The organism is Catellatospora sp. TT07R-123 (assembly GCF_018327705.1).
Classification (GTDB): Bacteria; Actinomycetota; Actinomycetes; order Mycobacteriales; family Micromonosporaceae; genus Catellatospora.
In genome coordinates this window covers 962,533-979,882 of the sequence record NZ_BNEM01000002.1, presented here as the reverse complement: position 1 = coordinate 979,882, position 17,350 = coordinate 962,533, and the positions used below count along the sequence as shown (strand labels likewise).

Sequence of the window (17,350 nt, the reverse complement as noted above, 5' to 3'; positions counted from 1 at the left end):
ATAGGAATTATGGGAATGGCGCTGCCATGCGGGCTGAGGGCGGGTCTGCGCACCCGCTACCCTGCATCGGAAGACTGACCGACCCAACAGTCAGGAGACGGCGTGCGCTTCTTCATCCAGGAGAGCCGGGACCCCGGCCTGCACGACCTGACCGACGGCGCCTTCGGGATGCGGGCCACCGACGACTACGTCGAGCTGGAGATGCGGCTCGACGACAGCTGCCTGGTCATGTACGCGGTCCCGTACGGTCCCCGGCAGGTGGCGTTCGTCGCCAATCTCGACGACGAGATCGACGTGCTGCTCGACGACGTGTCCGGGGCGACCGAGGAGCAGGGACGCCGGCTCGCCGCCGAATACCCGACCTTCGCGCGGCTGCTGTTCAACGGAGAGCAGGACGACCTGGCCAGCGGCGCGCTGCTGCCGATGACCGATCCCGACACCCGGGAGGAGACCGTCGTGGTGGCGGTGCTGCTCGAAGGGGTCGACACCGGCTTCCCCGAGACCTGGTTCGACGCGGCGGGCATGGAGCGCCTGCAGCTGCTCACCGAGCTGACCGCGACCCTGCTCGACGAGAACCACGAGCGGACCACGATCACCCTGTGAGCCGCCCGGCGGGCACCAGACGCGAACCGGCCCGGGAGCATCCGCTCCCGGGCCGGTCACCCGTCGTGCGCGACAGCCCGTCCCGCCCGGGCCGCCGCGCCGCTACCTGCCCCGCACTGCCCGATCCGGCGAGATCTTGTGCGTTTTCCGTCGCTCCAGCAGCAGAAAACGCACAAGATCTCGCCGTCCGAGGGCCGCGACGCGCGGCTGAGCCGGTGCAGCGGCGCTACGTCACTGGAGCTGGTTCGGGAGTGCGCCGGCAGGGCAGCCGGCCGGGTGGTGGATCCAGCGCGGAAGCTTCAGCTCCAGGATCGTGTGCGAGGTGACCGCCCCGGCTGTCACGCCCCGCAGGGTCAGCTTGTCGGTCCAGAGCAGTTCGCCGCCTCGGAAGCACAGCAGCTGCCCCTGCCGCCCGTCCTGGCCGACCAGGTCGACGCGGCGCAGGACGCGTCCGTCGGCCAGGGAGAACTGGATCACTCCACTGGCGATGGAGACCGTCTCGTTGCCGGGCTCGTGCCGGTAGAACTCGACCGCGGCGACACCGTCCGCCGCCACGACGACGGGGGTGAGGATGCCGCCCGCTACGTTGGTGATGCTCACCTGGGCCAGCTTCTCGTCCGTGCCCAGCTGCCCGGTCAGGTCGACGGCGAGCTCGTGCTCGGCTCCGGTGGCCGGGGAGACCAGACGCAGCGGGACCCGCGTCCTGCTGGTGCCCTCGGCGGTGCACAGCAGCTCGCCCGCATCGGTGACGGCGAGGAACGAGCGTGCGGTCACCGGGTCGACCTCGTGCGGTGACCAGTCGGTCAGCGAAGCCAGCCAGGCGGGGCCGTCGACGGTCGTGCCGTACAGCCAGCCGCTGGCGGGGGCCCACCAGACCTCGTCGGCGCGTGGCAGTGTGTGCTGCGCCGTGCCGACCAGGTCGCGCACCACGACCTGCGTCTCGTCGCGGCGGGCCAGCCAGCGGCCGTCGGGCGACAGCTGGTAGACGCCCGGCTTGGTCTGTGGGCGCCGCCACCAGGTGCCGTCGGCGCCCACGAGGTAGCCGTCGCGGCGGTCGAGCGCGTCCAGCAGCAGCGTCGCCCGCCCGACGCCCCGGTCCTCGGGCAGCGGCTGGGCGGTGGAGCTGCGGTCGGCGAGGCTGGAGGGCAGGGTGACCGGCGCCGAGGGCGGGTACGGCGACGGGAACGCTGACGGCGAGGCGGCCGGCGGGGCTGGTTCGAATCTGGTCAGGCGGCTGCCGAACACGGCGTATCCGCCGGCGGCCAGCAGCAGTGCCAGCGCCGCGGTGACGGCGATCCGGCCGGTCCGGCGCCGCTTCGCCGTGGTCACGGCGGCACCGGCGTCGGCGTACTGCCCGGCGTGCTCGGCCAGCATGGGCAGGGCTTCGCGCAGCCGGTTCAGGGCGTCATGGGTGTTGCGTTTGACCGCGCCGACGGAGCAGCCGATGACCGAGGCGGTGTCAGCTTCGGACAGGTCCTCGTAGAAGCGCAGCACGACTGTCGCGCGCTGGCGCGGGGTCAGCCGGTCCAAGGCTTGGTCGAGCATGATCCGGTCCAGTACCCGCTGCCCGTGATCGGGGCCTGGCCGGTCGGGGACCTCCGCGACCGGGCGGGCCGGACGGCGCCGCCACCACGAGATCTGCTCATTGATCATGATGCGCCGCACGTAGGCCTCTGGCTGGCCGCCGTCGCGGATCTGCCGCCACCGGGTCGCGGCCTTGGCCAGCGCGGACTGCACCAGATCCTCGGCCGCGTGATGCTCGCCGGTCAGCAGGAACGCCGTGCGGGACAGCGCGCCACCGCGCGCCACCACGAACTCCTGAAAGCCCTCATACCTGTTCACGTGATCAACCTCCACCACCAATACGCAGCCGCCCGGCGGGAGGTTGGGGCACATCGCGGCCGCGGTGGCGCCGGATGCGCATCGTACCGGCGGAGCGGTTATCCGGAGTCGGTCGTTAGAAAGGTGCAAAGTAAAGCAACTCAGGGCGGAAAGCGAAGCAGAAATGATCACAGACGGTTGCGCGCGCGGCCCGCGCACCGCCTCCCCCGGGGGTTCGGCCGTGGTGCGGATGCCGTGTGCCACTCGACGGGAATGGTGGTGACCGATGTCCTCACGTCCCACGCCCCGGTCGCGCCGGGTCCCGCCGGACCCGGACGGCCACCAGCCGCCCGAGGGGGAGAACGGCAGCGGCGGCGCCGCGAGCGCCGGGGAGGCGGGTACGCGCGCCGTCGGTCGCGCCAGCGTGCCCGCGGCCGCCATGCGCCCGGACGGGCGTGACGCGGGCAAGGCCCCGCCCGGCGCCGGGGTGCGCCCGGGGCGGGGCAAGGGCCGTGGGCGCAGGTGGCGCAGCCTGCTGCTGGCGGGGGTCGCGGTGCTGATCCTGATCGCCGGTGCGGGCATGATCGGTGTCGCCTACTTCTACGACTCGGTGCCCGAGCCCGCCGACTTCAGCGCGGCCGAGAACACGTTCGTCTACTCCTCCGACGGCGCGCGCATCGCCAAGCTCGGCGGGGAGAACCGCGAGATCGTCGCCATGTCGTCGCTGTCCGACCAGGTGAAATCCGCGCTGATCGCGGGCGAGGACAAGAACTTCTTCACCCACAGCGGCATCGACCTGTGGGGCGTGGCCCGCGCGGCCTGGAACAACCTGACCGGCGGCGAGACGCAGGGCGCGTCGACCATCACGCAGCAGTACGCCCGCAACGCCGCCAAGGACCTGGAGGTCAGCTACGCCCGCAAGCTGCGCGAGGCGGTGATGGCGCGGCGCCTGGAGCAGGAGCACACCAAGGACGAGATCCTCGGGTACTACGTCAACACGGTGTGGTTCGGGCGGGCCTCCACCGGGGTCGGCGCGGCCGCGAAGGCTTACTTCGGCAAGCCCGCCGGGCAGCTCACGGTCGAGGAGGCGGCGGTGCTCGGGGCGGTGCTCAGGCAGCCGGAGCCCAACGACGGCGACGGCTCGAAGGGCTACGACCCGCACTTCAACCCGGACGCCGCCCGCAGCCGCTGGGGTTACGTGCTCGACAACATGGTCGAGATGGGCAAGCTGGACCCGAAGCAGCGGGCCGCGATGATGTATCCGGAGAAGTCGCTGCGCAAGTACACGGCGAGCTCGGGGGAGACCGGGATCCAGGGCACCGGCACCGGTTTCGTGATCACGAAGTACGTCGAGCGCGAGCTCGCCGCCTGGGGCATCCAGGACTGGCGCAACAGCGGGTACCGGATCACGACGACGATCGACTCCCGGGCGCAGAAGGCGCTGGAGGCGCAGCTGTTCCGCACGTACGAGTGGAAGGAGACGTGCACCGGCAAGGGCGACAAGCGCCGCTGCGACAACGACGTGGTCAAGGCGGTCGACCGCAAGGGTACGAAGATCGCCGGGTACCCGAAGAACGTGATCGCGGCCGGGGTCGCCATCGACCCGCGCAACGGGCGGGTGCTGGCCTACTACGGCGGTGCCGACGGCACGGGCATCGACTACGCCGGGAAGACGAACGAGGGCACGATCTGGGAGGACGGCGGCCACCCGCCCGCGTCGTCGTTCAAGGTGTACACGCTGGCGGCGGCGATCGACGCGGGCATCTCGCTCAAGTCCACCTGGGACCCGACCCCGATCGTGGCGGAGGGCAAGGGCAAGAACTGCGACAAGTACCAGGCCTGCCCGTACGAGGTGGAGAACGCGGGCCGCTCGCAGGGCAAGATCAAGTGTAAGCGGAAGTGCACCCTGGAGGAGGTCACGAAGATGTCGCTCAACGTGCCCTTCTTCAAGATCGCCAAGAAGATCGGCCCGGACAAGGTCGTCTCCATGGCGCACGCGGCGGGCATCGACACCATGTGGGCCCTGATCGACGGCAAGGCCCGCCACCTCGACGAACCCGGCACCGACATCAGCCGCGCCTCGTTCGACTACCAGGTCGGCTTCGGGCAGTACCCGATCACGGTGCTGGACCACGCCTCCGGCATGGCCACCTTCGCCGACCGGGGCATCTACCACAAGCCCCACTTCGTGATGAAAGTGGAGAAGAAAGACGAGAAGACCGGGCAGTACCACCTCGTCCCCAACAGCGGCGAGGTCGTCACGGGCGAGCGGCGTATCCGGACCGAGGTCGCCGACGAGGTCACCGGCGTGCTCAAGCAGATGCCGGCGTACTACTACCACCCGGTCACCGGCCGCCAGGCCGCCGCGAAGACCGGCACCTGGGAGAGCCGGGCCGTCGAGGGCGGCAACGCCCACGCCTGGACCGTCGGTTACACGCCGCAGATCGCGGCGGCGATCTGGGTCGGCAACGTCAAGAACGCCTCCGACCCGATCTACCTGCCCAAGGCGCGCGGCGGCGGCAACATCCTCAGCGTCGGCCTGCCCGCCGACATCTGGCAGGGCTTCATGAACACCGCCCACGCCGACATGAAGCTGGCGCCGGAACCGCTGGCCAACGGCACCGGCGGCAAGCTCGGCGAGACCAAGGACGTCGGCGACGGCGTCGAGCCCTCGCCCAGCCCGTCCCCGAGCAAGGCGTCGCCGCCCGGCTGCGTCGTCGACCTGCTCTGCCCGGACGACCAGGATGACGATCAGCCGCCGCCGTCACCGGCCGGGGCGCAGGACGCCAGCGATCCGCCCAGCCCGGACGCGTCCGAGCCCGACGACGATCCGGGCGACCTCCACTGATCCGTGCCGCCGCGCGCCGGCGGCGGTGCCCCGAAGCGCGACGACAGCGCCGGCCGACCGGGATGACCGGTCGGCCGGCGCTGCCGGTCAGGTGCTACTGGCGGGGGTTGCCGTCGAGGACCGGCGGGGCCGCGCCGACGTAGGCCTGCGCGGCCTTCTCGCCGAGCACCGCGACGTCCAGCGTGCAGTTGCCGAGCCAGGCCTGGTGGATCTCGGCCCGGACGCAGACGGCCTGGGCCTGGTCGCGGACGTCCTGCGGCAGGTTGTTCGCGAAGAACGGCCTGCTCGGGTTGCCGATCTGGAGCTGGCCGCTACAGGCCGTGAGCAGCGTGGAGGTGGGCGGGACCCGCCAGCTCTGGCCGTAGACGTTGTACAGGTCGTTGAAGGACAGCGGCACGTTGAACACGGTGCCGTCGGCCGCCTCCAGCTTGGTGACGTCGTTGCCGGGGTTGGCGAGCAGGCCGCGCACCGAGGTCGGCCAGGTGCCCATGCCCACGGACAGGTCGATGTGGGTGGAGTTCACCTCGGCCTTCATGCTGTCACCGGCGTCGTTGACGACGGTGTAGGTGTTGCCGCTGCGGTTGACGACGACGCCGGGCAGCGCGAGCTGGCCCGAGGTGAGGGCGGTGGGACGCCCGTTCACGTAGAGCTTCGGGCCCAGCGCCACCACGACGCTGGTGCTGCCGGTCCGCGTTCCGACGCAGGAGTTGACCGACGTGTCCGGCCAGGTCGGCGCGCCGGACACCTTCCGCGCCTGCACCTCGAAGCCCGTGCCGGTACGCGCCTCGACGAAGTCCCCGCTGGCCTGGAAGTCGTAGGCCAGCCCGGAGAAGGTGTTCTCGTGGGTGTCGCCCACGGCGGTGGCGTACGCACAGTTCGCCGTCGACGTGTTGGTCGTGTTCTCCGTGACCAGGATCGCAGGTCCCGGCGGTGAGGCGGGTGGCGGGGGAGACCCGAAGCTGAGGTTGTTGGTCTCACCCGTGAAGCCCTGGGCCACGCAGATGGGTGCGGCGGTGCCGCCGTAGTTGATCCTGGTCCGTACGGTCAGCGAGGCGCCCGGGTTGAAGTTGGCGGCGAACCCGCCGCCGTCGCCGAACACGTTGAACTCGGCGATCTTCCAGCCCGCGGCCGCGTTGACGTAGTTGCCACCGGCCGTCGTGTAGGCGGTGAGCCCGACGAACGTGGTGACGCTGTCGCTGCCCGGGTTCGCCGTGCCGGACACCTTGAGGTTGGCCAGGTTCGTGATCGGCTGGTTGGGCACCACCGCGCCGGTGGGGCTGTTGCGGTAGCAGTGGATCGTGTACGTGAACCACCCGGCGGGGCAGGTGGTGTTGTAGAAGATGAGCCAGTACTGGATGAACGACAGGCCGGAGGTGCCGTTGTTGGCGAAGATGAACTGCTCCCAGCCCCGGCAGTTCGGGTCGGGCGAGGCGGCGCACGCGGTGCTGACGAAGAAGTCGGTGTTCAGCTGGAGCGAGTAGGCGTTGGCCACCGGCGCACCCACGCCGCCGGGGGGACTGCTCACGCTGGTCACGCCCGACACGTTGTCGAACGAGCCGATCGCGTTGAAGATGAAACCGCTGGGCGCCTTGGCCGAGATGTCGTCGCCGTTGCCCACCACCATGGGCCGCGGACCGGTGCGAGGGGTCTGCGGAGCCGCCGGGCGGGGGACCATCGGATTGCGCGACGGCGTCGCGCACGCCGACTGCTGCCAGGCGACGTCCGGGTAGGTGGCCTTGAAGCAGCCCTGCGCCGGCTTGGCGAGCTGCGAGATCTTCGCCTGCCAGGACTGCTGGGCGGCCAGCGTCGGATGTGCGTCGATCGACGCGCTGGCCTGCGTGGCACCCGAGGACGCCAGGAGCGCGGCCGTCAACGCGATCGCGCCCAGTATCCGATGCCGCGTGGTTGCTTTAGGGCTGGATAGCCTCATGTCTCCTCCGGACTCTCGCCTATGGGGCGCCAGTCAGGAGAGCAGGAAGCGGCTGCGGATCGGCTGTGAAACGGTTGTGTGCCTGCATGCATGGCATCGATGGGCGTCACGATCCGGGCGCTGCGGATCCTTCGGGGCACGGCAGGCGGCCCCGCTCAGTGATCCGCGGGGCGCGCCTCAGCGGCGGGGGCCGGTGGAACCGCGTACGACCAGCTCGGTCGCCAGTTCGATGTGGAGTGCTTCGAGCCGGTGCTTGTCCAGCAGCCGGATGATGAGGCTGACCGCCATCCGGCCCATCTCCTCCAGCGGCTGGCGGACCGTGGTGAGCTTCGGGTTCGTCGCCTGGGCCAGGTCGATGTCGTCGAAGCCGGTGACCGACAGGTCGTCGGGCACCCGCAGGCCGCGGTCGGCCGCCGCCGAGATGATGCCGACGGCGACCTTGTCGTTGAACCCGATGACGGCCGTGGGCGGCTCGGGCAGGTCGAGCAGCTCCGCCGCGGCCGCGTGGCCGAAGGCGGTCGTCGGTTCGGCCGAGCGGACCAGGCTGGGGTCGGCGAGCATGCCCACGTCGGCCAGGGCGGAGTTGTGCCCGGCCAGGCGGGCCTTGCCCGCGAGCCAGTTGTGCGGCCCGGCCAGCACCCCGATCCGCCGGTGGCCGAGCTGGAGCAGGTGTTCGGTGACGGCGCGGGCGCCGCTGAAGTGGGCGGCCGACACGGCCGGGATGTCGCGCGGCGGCGGGGTGCGCGGGTCGACGACGACGAACGGCAGGCGGCTGGCGCGCAGCCGCTGGAGGTCGTCGGTGTGCTCGGGCGGCAGGATCAGGATGGCGCCCTCGATGCCGGGCCGCTGGGCGAGGGTGGGCAGCACGTCCTCGTTCTGGGCGATCTGCCCCGCGTCGAGGACGAGGTGGCGCCCGTAGTGGTGCAGGGTCTCGGCGATCGAGGAGACGATCAGGCCGAAGTAGTCGGTCAGCTGGTAGGGGCAGCGGACGAACACGCCCGCCGGGCCGGGGTCCACGGCCCGGGGTGCGGCCGAGCGCGGGCTCGGTGCGGCGTCGCCGAACCGGTCCATGGCCTGGCGGACGAGCTCGCGGGTGCGTTCGGCCACGTGCGGGTGCCCGTTGAGCACCCGGGACACGGTGGCGATGGACAGGCCGGTCTGCGCGGCGATCTGGCGGACCGTGACCCGGTCCCGGGGCGCGCTAACCATTTGTTTCAGGCCTCTGTTCCATGCCGGGCAGCATACCGGCCAGTCGGCGCGGTGCCGGTAGCCGGGACGCCCCGATGTTTCAGTCTTCTGTTACAGGCCAGTGCACCTCAGGGAATGGTGATCGCGTCCAAGTTGGCCGATGGGAGCTATTGACTTCGATCCCTGCCGGTGTTTCGATCCGCGTAACGGTGTTTCAGTTTTGTTTCAATTGTTTCAGTTTCGAGGTGGACGATGCACATCAGACCTGTCCTGGCGACCGCCGCCGCGACGCTGGCGGTGACGCTCGGGCTGGCCGGGGCGAACGCCGTGGCGGCGGGCCGCCCGGACCCGGCGGTCCGGGCCAGGGTATGGCTGACCACGGTGGACCAGACGTCGCTGCTGCGCGAGGGCACCCCGGTCGCGTTCGGGCCCGGCACCTCCGACCAGCCGACCATCGTGGTCGACCCGAGCCGGTCGTACCAGTCGATGGACGGTTTCGGCGCCTCGCTCACCGACTCGGCCGCCACCGTCCTGTACGGCCTGGGCCCCGCCGCCCGCGACCAGGCGATGCGGCAGCTGTTCGACCCGGTCGAGGGCATCGGCGTGAGCTTCCTGCGCCAGCCCGTCGGCTCGTCGGACTTCACCGCCGCCACCGCGCACTACACCTACGACGACATGCCCGCCGGGCAGACCGATTTCGCGCTGCGGCACTTCAGCACCGCCCGGGACGAGGCCATGATCCTGCCGCTGCTGCGCCAGGCCCGGCGGCTCAACCCGAGGCTGAGCATCATGGCCACGCCGTGGAGCCCGCCCGCGTGGATGAAGACCACCGGTTCGCTGGTCGGCGGCCGCCTCAAGGACGACCCGGCGGTGTACGACGCCTACGCCCGCTACCTGGTCGCCTTCGTGCGCGCGTACGCGGCGGCGGGCGTGCCCGTCGACTACCTGTCGCTGCAGAACGAGCCGCAGAACCGCACCCCGTCCGGCTATCCGGGCACGGACCTGACGGCGCGGCAGCAGGAGCGCGTCATCCTGGCGCTCGGGCCGAAGCTGCGGGCGGCCAGCCCGCGCACCCAGATCCTGGCCTACGACCACAACTGGGCCGAGCACCCCAACGACGTGGCCGGGACCCCGCCCGGCGAGGACCCGGAGACCGACTACCCGTACCGCGTCCTGTCCGGACCGGCGGCACGCTGGGTCGCCGGGACCGCGTACCACTGCTACTACGGCGACCCGGCCGCGCAGACCGCGCTGCACGACGCCTTCCCGGACAAGGGCGTCTGGCTCACCGAGTGCTCCGGCTCGCACGGGCCCGCCGACCCGCCCGCCAAGTTCTTCCGCGACACCCTGGTGTGGCACGCGCGCACCCTGGCCATCGGCGCGACCCGCAACTGGGCCCGGTCGGTGGTGAACTGGAACCTCGCGCTGGACGCCGCGGGCGGTCCGCACCTGGGCGGCTGCGACACCTGCACCGGCCTGGTCACCATCGGGGCGGACGGGCAGGTCACCACCAACGCCGAGTACTACACGATCGGGCACCTGTCGAAGTTCGTCCGGCCCGGCGCCGTGCGCATCGGCAGCACCAGCTTCGGCACGGTCGGCTGGAACGGCCAGATCATGGACGTCGCCTTCCGCAACCCGGACGGCTCGACGGTGCTGGTCGTGCACAACGAGAACGACGACCCGCGCTCGTTCGCCGTCGCCGTCGGCGACCAGCTGTTCGAGTACACCCTGCCCGGCGGCGCGCTTGCCACCTTCACCTGGCCCGACCGGCTGCCCCGGCCGAAACTGCGCCAGGTGTCGTTGGCGGGGGCGACCGCCACCGCGCAGCCGCAGGGAGAGAACCCGGCGGCCGCCGTCGACGGGGACGCCTCGACCCGCTGGAGCAGCGGCCAGGGCCAGGAGCCCGGCCAGTACCTCCAGGTCGACCTCGGCGGCCCGCAGCTGCTGCGCCGGGTGGCGATCGACAGCGGCGGCAACCTGGGCGACTTCGCCCGCGGCTGGCAGCTGTCGGTCAGCGACGACGGCACGCACTGGCGGGTCGTGGCCGACGGCCAGGCGACCGGCCAGCTCACCACCGTGGACCTGCCGCCCACCCGGGCCCGCCACCTGCGGGTGACCGCCACGGCGTCGGCCGGCAACTGGTGGAGCATCGCCGACCTGCGCCTGTACCGCTGACCCGCCTGCACCGCTGACCGGAGTGCGGCGGCGGGCCGGAGGGGGACACCCGACCCGCCGCCGCACTCCCGCACCACTGGCGCCATCGGCGCTAATAAATCGATAAACATCGATCTTCTGGTGGCCGGGGCGATGGCGCCCCGGACCCCCGGATCCGGGCGGTGCCCGCCGCCCGCGCTCCCACCACCTCCGTAAGGAGCAGCTCATGAGCGATCTGCACCCGGTGCGGCCGCGTACGCCGCGCCGCCGGATCCGCGGCCTGGCCGTCGCGGCCGCCGCCGCACTGGCCGCCGCCGCCGCGCTCGGCGGCGCCGTCCCGGCCGAGGCGGCCACCGGCCCGACCGTGTCGGGCTGGACGACCACGCCCGACCGGGCCCAACTGCTCAACCCGCTCGCCGGCCAGGTGTTCAACAGCGACGGCACCCGGCCCGGCCAGATGATCACGATCGACCCCGCCCAGGCGCTCCAGGTGATGGACGGCTTCGGCGCGTCCATCACCGACTCCTCGGCGGCCCTGCTGTACGGCCTGCCGCAGACCCAGCGCGACCAGGTCATGGCATCGCTGTTCGACCCGGCCGCCGGCGTCGGCCTGAGCCTGCTGCGCCAGCCGATCGGCAGCTCCGACTTCACCGACGAGGCGCACTACACCTTCGACGACCTGCCCAGCGGCCAGACCGACTACAGCATGGCCAGGTTCAGCATCGCCCACGACGAGGCGCAGATCCTGCCGCTGCTGCGCCAGGCGCGCCAGCTCAACCCGGCGCTGCGGATCATCGCCACCCCGTGGGGGCAGCCCGCCTGGATGAAGGCGAACAACTCGCTGGTCGGCGGGCGGCTCAAGGACGACCCGGCGGTCTTCCACGCGTACGCCCTGTACCTGCTGAAGTTCGTGCAGGCCTACCAGGCGGCGGGGGTGCCGGTCTACGCGCTGACCGTGCAGAACGAGCCCCAGAACCGCACCCCGGACGGCTACCCGGGCACCGACATGCCCGTCGCGCACCAGGCGAAGGTGATCAACGAGCTGGGGCCGCTGCTGCGCGACAACGGCCTGGGCAGCGTGAAGATCATCTCGTACGACCACAACTGGGCCGAGCACCCCGACGACATCGCCGACGCCGGGCGGCTGGGCGTGCCCGCCGAACCGAACTACCCGTCCGACATCCTCAACACCAGCGCCGCGCAATGGATCGCGGGCACGGCCTACCACTGCTACTCCGGTGACGCGGGTGCCCAGACCTCGCTGCACAACGCCTTCCCGGCCAAGGACATCTGGTTCACCGAGTGCTCCGGCTGGCACGGCGTCAACGACTCGGCGGCGCAGGTCTTCAACGACACGCTCAAGTGGCACGCGCAGAACCTGGAGGTCGGCGTCGTCCGCAACTGGGCCAAGTCGGTGATCAACTGGAACCTGGCCCTGAACGGCCGCGGCGGCCCGGTCAACGGCGGCTGCGGCAACAACCCGGCCGGCATGTGCTCCGGCGTGGTGACGGTCGACGGCACCACGGTGACCCGCAACGCCGAGTACTACACGCTGGGCCACCTGGCCAAGTTCGTCCGGCCGGGCGCGGTGCGGCTGGCGTCCAACAACGCCGGCGACCTGAACGACGTCGCGTTCCGCAACCCCGACGGCTCGTACGCCCTGTTCGTGGCCAACATCGGCGGCGGCACCCAGACGTTCGGCGTCTCGTTCAACGGCATGGTCGTGTCGTACACGGTGGCGCCCGGGGCGATCACCACGCTGACCTGGCCGGGCACCGGCGGCGGCGGCGACAGCACCGCGCCGACCGTGCCGGGCAACCTGGCGGCCTCCGGCACCACGTCCTCGTCGACCAACCTGTCCTGGAGCGCCGCCACCGACAACGTCGGGGTCACCGGTTACCTGGTGTTCCGCAACGGCACCCAGGTCGCGACCGTCACCGGCACCGGCTACACCGACACCGGCCTGGCGGCGGCCACGACCTACACGTACACCGTCAAGGCCCGTGACGCCGCCGGCAACACCTCTGCGGCCTCCAACAGCGTCGCGGTCACCACGACGGGCACCGGCGGCGGGGGCGGGATCGACCCCAACGCCTGGTACCAGGTGATCAACACCAACAGCGGCAAGTGCCTCGACGACCAGGACCGCAACACCGCCAACGGGGCGGGCCTCCAGCAGTGGGCCTGCTCGACCCCGGCCGCGGCGAACCAGATGTGGCAGCTGCGGCCCACCAGCGGCGGCTACTACCAGGTCGTCAACCGGTACGCCACCAGCCTGGTCTGGGACGTCGACGGCGGCCCCGGCGCCACCGGTGACGGCACCCAGGTGCACCTGTGGTCCTACGTCGGCGGCACCAACCAGCAGTGGCAGCCGGTCGCGCTCGGCAACGGGCTCTACCGGTTCGTCGCCCGCAACAGCGGCAAGTGTCTCGACGTACGCGACGTGTCCACCGCCGACGGTGCGCGGATCCAGCAGTGGACCTGCACCGGCGGGGTCGCCCAGTCGTTCCGGCTGGTCGCCCAGCCCTGATCCGCCGCGCTCAGCGGCCCGGGACGTCCGTCGAATCCGGCGGGCGTCCCGGCTCGCGTCAGCGCGGCACCGGCGCCGCGGCGTCGAGGAAGTCGGCCACCGGCCCGACGATGCGCGGGTCGCCGAGGATCCGCCGGTGCCCGAGCCCGCTCGTGACCAGCAGCCGCGACCCCGGGTACGCCGCGTGCAGGCGACGGCCGTGGTCCACGCCGACCACGTCGTCGTCCTCGTCGTGGACGATCAGCAACGGCACCGTGACCGCCGTCGGCTCGTACACGCTGGAGAACCGCTCCCACAGGTCGGGCACGCCGATGTCGCGGACCGACTGGACCCGCAGGTGCTCGGCCAGCGACGGCCGCAGCCGCAGCTGGCGGCTGAACTCGGTGACGAGGTGGTCGAACTCGGCCGGGCCGCTGACGGCGACGAGCCGGTCGGCGCGCAGGCCGGTGCGCAGGGCGTGGAAGGCGCACGGGACGCCGAACGAGTGCGCGACGACCGCGGCGAAGTCGCCGTGTCGCTGCTGGAGCAGGTGCATGACGCGCTCGTACTGGAGCAGGTTGGTCGAGGAGCCGCCGGAGTCGCCGTGGCCGGGCGCGTCGAACGTGACGGGGCTGTAGCCGCGGTGGAGCAGCTCGCTGACCATCCCGGCATACCGGGAGCCCCGGGAGCTCCAGCCGTGCACCAGCAGCACCGGGCGGCGGCCGTCACCCCAGGCGTAGGTGCTGACCGGCACGCCGTCGAGGTCGAGCTGCCCGACCGTCGCGGCCGCATGGACGTCCTGCTCGCGAGGGTGGACCTTGGCGCGCCCGGTCGGCCGGAAGAAGAGCCGGTAGGCGAGGTTGCGGCCGACCGGTGGTGCGACGACGGCGGCGGTGTTCAGGAACCGGCCGGTGAGGAGGATCGCTGCCTTCATGATCGCAGGCTAGCAATGAATACGAACGACCGGTCGGTTAGTTTTCTCACAGGAATCGGGACCGACGATGCCGGGCTGGGCCGGACCACCGCACATTTATGCGGATATGGTTTATCCGAGTTAAGTGAAACAACGGGGGAGCAGCACTCATGGAACACCTCAATCCGTCGTACGCCGAGCGGGTCGTCATCGTCACCGGCGCCGGATCGGGCATCGGGCGGGCCACCGCGCTCGCCTTCGCCCGCCACGGCGCCCACGTCGTGGGCGTCGGCCGCAGGCCGGAGGCGCTGGAGCAGACCGCCGCGCGGCACGGGAGCGTGGTGCCGTTCGCGGTCGACGTGCGCGCGCCGGGTGCGCCCGAGGCCGTCGCCGCCTTCGCCGCGCAGCGGTGGGGGCGGGTCGACGTGCTGGTCAACAACGCCGGGGCCACCGCGCTGATCCCGCTGGCCGAGGTCACCGGAGCGCAGATCACCGACCTGTTCGACCTGAACGTCACGGCGCCGAGCCTGCTGGCCCGCGCCTGCCTGCCGCAGCTGCGGGAGAGCCGTGGCTCGATCGTGAACGTGTCCAGCACGTACGGCCGCCGCCCGCTGCCCGGGGCGTCGCACTACGCGGCGACCAAGGCCGCGGTGGAGCAGCTGACCCGCAGCTGGGCGCTGGAACTGGCCGCCGACGGCATACGCGTCAACGGGGTCGCGCCGGGCCCGACCGAGAGCGACGCCCTGCGCACGGCCGGGCTGTCCGAGCAACTGCTCGACGAGATCAAGCAGGAGGAGGCCCGGCGGATCCCGCTGGGTCGGCGCGGCGAGCCCGAGGAGGTCGCCACCTGGATCCTGCGGCTGGCCGATCCTGCCGCGGCGTGGCTGACCGGGCAGATCCTCGCCGTCGACGGCGGCCTGGAACTGGTCTGACCGCATCCGCCCGCGGGCCGCGTCAGCTGGCGCGGCCCGCGAGCTCGTCCAGCTTGCGGCGGCTCGGGCTGCCGGGGACGGCGGTGTAGACCAGCAGCGACTGGGTCCGGTCGGGGTCGACCAGGATCTGGCAGTGCAGTTCCAGCAGCCCCACGCGCGGGTGCCGGATGCGCTTGGGCGCGCAGTACGTCCCGGCGACCGGGTGCTCCTGCCACAGGGCCGCGAACTCGGCGCTGCTCGCCAGCAGCGCGCCGACCATCGCGTGCGAGCGCGCGCCCGGTGCGTCGGCGGTGTACGCCCGGTGCAGGTCGGCGACGAGCTGGCGGCTCAGCGTGGGATGGTCGTCGGCCGGGTGCAGCTGCCTGCTCTCGGGAGTCGTGAACCACCGGTGGTGCAGGCTGCGGTCCAGGCCGGTGTACGCGGTCTGGTCGCCCAGCAGCGCCACCGCCAGCGGGGTCTGGCACAGCGTCTCGCCGAGGCTGCTCACGACCTGGGCGGCGGCACCGTCGAGGCCGTCGAGGATGCGCTGCATGCCGGGGTTGACCTGGTCGGTGCTCAGATCCCGCTGCCGGGGCGGGTAGCCGCCCAGTCGCAGCAGGTGGTCGCGCTCGTCGGGGTTCAGCCGCAGGCCGCGCGCGACCGCGGCGAGCAGCTGCTGCGACGGCTGGGGACCGCGTTGCTGCTCGATCCGGCTGTAGTAGTCGGCGGACATGCCGCTGAGCGCGGCGACCTCCTCGCGGCGCAGGCCGCCGGTGCGGCGGCGGCGGATGCCGCGGGGCAGGCCGACGTCCTCCGGTTGCAGCGCCTGCCTGCGGGTACGCAGGAAGGCCGCGAGCCTGGCCCGGTCCACGCCGCCGCACCCCCTCTCCTCGTCTGCGCCAACAGTGCCCTGGCCGGCGCTGTTCCCCGGGACCGACCCCGTCACATCGCGGCACCCGCGCCGGTCAGCCACGGATCGGCTGTCCCTGGTTGGCACCCCGGGACGCGCCGAGACTCGGGAACATGATCGAACACAGCGGCTCACCGGCCGGACACTGGATCGGGGGAGCCGTCGCCCCCAACGCCTCGACGGACACCATCGCCGTGGTCAACCCGGCCGACGGCCTGACCGTGGCCACTGTGCCCGCAGGCACGGCGGCCGACGTCGACCGGGCCGTGGCCGCCGCCCAGGCGGCACTTCCCGGCTGGGCGGCGACGCCCCCGGCCGAGCGCGTCGCCGTCCTACGGCGCATCGCGGCCGGGTTGCAGGCACGCGGCGAGCTGATCGCCGCCACGATCACCACGGAGATGGGGGCGCCGATCAGCCTGTCGCGCACCGCGCAGGTGGGTTTCCCGGTGGCGGTGGCGCAGTCCTTCGCCGACCTGGCCGCCGACTTCGCCTGGACCGAGCAGGTGGGCCACTCGCTGGTGGTGCGCGAACCCGTCGGCGTCGTCGGCGCGATCACCCCGTGGAACTTCCCCCTCCAGCAGATCGTGTCGAAGCTCGCCCCGGCGCTGGTCGGCGGGAACACGATGGTGTTCAAGCCGTCGGAGCAGGCACCGCTGACCGCCGCCGTCCTGGCCGAGGTCACCGCAGCGGCCGGGCTGCCCGCAGGGGTCTTCAACGTCGTGTACGGCACCGGCGAGATCGTCGGCGAGGCGATCTCGGCCCATCCCGGCATCGACATGATCTCGTTCACCGGCTCGACCCGCGCCGGGCGGCGCATCGGGGCCGTGGCCGCGCAGACGGTCAAGCGCGTCGCGCTGGAGCTGGGCGGCAAGGGCGCCAACATCGTCCTCGACGACGCCGACGTGGCCAAGGCCGTGGAGAAGGGCCTGATGATGGCGTTCACCAACGGCGGGCAGGTCTGCGGCGCGTGGCCGCGGATGCTGGTGCCCGCCGCGCGCCACGACGAGATCGTGGAGCTGGTCGTCGCGGCGGCCGCGCAGTACACCGTGGGCGACCCGGCTGACGAGGCGACCCGGATCGGGCCGATGGCCTCGGCCGCGCACCGGGACAAGGTCGACGGCTACATCCGCCGCGGCCTGGCCGACGGGGCGAGACTCGTGTTCGGCGGCCCGGGGCACCCGCAGGGGCTGGCCCACGGCGCGTACGTGCGGCCCACCGTGTTCGCCGGCGTCGACCCCGCTTCGGCTATCGCCCAGGAGGAGATCTTCGGCCCCGTGCTGACGATCATCCCGTACGTCGGCGACGATGCGGCCGTCACGATCGCCAACAGCACGATGTACGGCCTGACCAGCGGTGTCTTCGGCGAGCCCGCGCACGCGCTGGCCGTGGCGCGGCGGCTGCGGGTCGGGCAGGTCGACCTCAACGGCGCCCCGTGGAACGCCCTGGCGCCCTTCGGCGGGCACCGGCAGTCGGGCAACGGCCGCGAGTTCGGGCGCCTGGGCCTGGAGGAGTTCCTGGAGACCACGTCCATCCAGCGCTGAATTTCCCCGACGGGCCCGG

11 protein-coding genes are annotated in these 17,350 nt (G+C 72.0%); 6 read left to right on the top strand and 5 right to left on the bottom strand.

Annotated features, from left to right (window positions below):
* The first annotated feature begins 102 nt into the window (after positions 1-102).
* On the top strand, positions 103-603 hold the full coding sequence (locus Cs7R123_RS24570; protein WP_212830076.1) for a hypothetical protein: 501 nt from the start codon (positions 103-105) through the stop codon (positions 601-603).
* 231 nt (positions 604-834) lie between these two features.
* On the opposite strand, the gene Cs7R123_RS41145 is transcribed toward Cs7R123_RS24570, so the two are convergent.
* Positions 835-2,445, bottom strand: coding sequence for a SigE family RNA polymerase sigma factor (locus Cs7R123_RS41145; protein WP_374707023.1), 1,611 nt, complete (start codon positions 2,443-2,445; stop codon positions 835-837).
* A 265-nt stretch (positions 2,446-2,710) separates the two neighbouring features.
* On the opposite strand from Cs7R123_RS41145, the gene Cs7R123_RS24560 reads away from it, so the two are divergent.
* Positions 2,711-5,272, top strand: coding sequence for a transglycosylase domain-containing protein (locus Cs7R123_RS24560; RefSeq protein WP_212830075.1), 2,562 nt, complete (start codon positions 2,711-2,713; stop codon positions 5,270-5,272).
* A gap of 94 nt (positions 5,273-5,366) precedes the next feature.
* On the opposite strand, the gene Cs7R123_RS24555 is transcribed toward Cs7R123_RS24560, so the two are convergent.
* Positions 5,367-7,145, bottom strand: a complete 1,779-nt coding sequence (locus Cs7R123_RS24555) for a hypothetical protein (protein WP_212830074.1) — start codon at positions 7,143-7,145, stop codon at positions 5,367-5,369.
* Between the two features lie 234 nt (positions 7,146-7,379).
* Positions 7,380-8,411 carry a LacI family DNA-binding transcriptional regulator gene (locus Cs7R123_RS24550; protein ID WP_212830073.1) on the bottom strand — a complete coding sequence of 344 codons (1,032 nt, stop codon included), beginning with the start codon at positions 8,409-8,411 and terminating at the stop codon, positions 7,380-7,382.
* Between the two features lie 231 nt (positions 8,412-8,642).
* Here Cs7R123_RS24550 and Cs7R123_RS24545 point away from each other — a divergent pair, with 231 nt between their 5' ends.
* Positions 8,643-10,568, top strand: a complete 1,926-nt coding sequence (locus tag Cs7R123_RS24545) for a discoidin domain-containing protein (RefSeq protein ID WP_212830072.1) — start codon at positions 8,643-8,645, stop codon at positions 10,566-10,568.
* A gap of 205 nt (positions 10,569-10,773) precedes the next feature.
* Positions 10,774-13,077, top strand: coding sequence for an RICIN domain-containing protein (locus Cs7R123_RS24540; RefSeq protein ID WP_212830071.1), 2,304 nt, complete (start codon positions 10,774-10,776; stop codon positions 13,075-13,077).
* A 58-nt stretch (positions 13,078-13,135) separates the two neighbouring features.
* On the opposite strand, the gene Cs7R123_RS24535 is transcribed toward Cs7R123_RS24540, so the two are convergent.
* A complete protein-coding gene (locus Cs7R123_RS24535) occupies positions 13,136-13,990 on the bottom strand; it encodes an alpha/beta fold hydrolase (protein WP_212830070.1) in 855 nt (284 codons plus the stop codon).
* A 149-nt stretch (positions 13,991-14,139) separates the two neighbouring features.
* Between Cs7R123_RS24535 and Cs7R123_RS24530 the strand changes: the two genes are divergently transcribed.
* Positions 14,140-14,901, top strand: coding sequence for an SDR family NAD(P)-dependent oxidoreductase (locus tag Cs7R123_RS24530; protein WP_212830069.1), 762 nt, complete (start codon positions 14,140-14,142; stop codon positions 14,899-14,901).
* Between the two features lie 22 nt (positions 14,902-14,923).
* Here the strand turns inward: Cs7R123_RS24530 and Cs7R123_RS24525 are convergent, their stop codons facing one another.
* On the bottom strand, positions 14,924-15,751 hold the full coding sequence (locus Cs7R123_RS24525; RefSeq protein ID WP_212830068.1) for a helix-turn-helix transcriptional regulator: 828 nt from the start codon (positions 15,749-15,751) through the stop codon (positions 14,924-14,926).
* A 152-nt stretch (positions 15,752-15,903) separates the two neighbouring features.
* Here Cs7R123_RS24525 and Cs7R123_RS24520 point away from each other — a divergent pair, with 152 nt between their 5' ends.
* Complete coding sequence (locus Cs7R123_RS24520; protein WP_212830067.1) at positions 15,904-17,331, top strand: aldehyde dehydrogenase family protein; 1,428 nt, start codon at positions 15,904-15,906, stop codon at positions 17,329-17,331.
* Positions 17,332-17,350: the final 19 nt, after the last annotated feature.

Coding starts and splice junctions, on each gene's coding strand:
- Cs7R123_RS24560 (WP_212830075.1), top strand. CDS start 2,711: ATGTCCTCACGTCCCACGCCCCGGTCGCGCCGGGTCCCGCCGGACCCG.
- Cs7R123_RS24550 (WP_212830073.1), bottom strand. CDS start 8,411: ATGGTTAGCGCGCCCCGGGACCGGGTCACGGTCCGCCAGATCGCCGCG.
- Cs7R123_RS24545 (WP_212830072.1), top strand. CDS start 8,643: ATGCACATCAGACCTGTCCTGGCGACCGCCGCCGCGACGCTGGCGGTG.
- Cs7R123_RS24540 (WP_212830071.1), top strand. CDS start 10,774: ATGAGCGATCTGCACCCGGTGCGGCCGCGTACGCCGCGCCGCCGGATC.
- Cs7R123_RS24535 (WP_212830070.1), bottom strand. CDS start 13,990: ATGAAGGCAGCGATCCTCCTCACCGGCCGGTTCCTGAACACCGCCGCC.
- Cs7R123_RS24530 (WP_212830069.1), top strand. CDS start 14,140: ATGGAACACCTCAATCCGTCGTACGCCGAGCGGGTCGTCATCGTCACC.
- Cs7R123_RS24520 (WP_212830067.1), top strand. CDS start 15,904: ATGATCGAACACAGCGGCTCACCGGCCGGACACTGGATCGGGGGAGCC.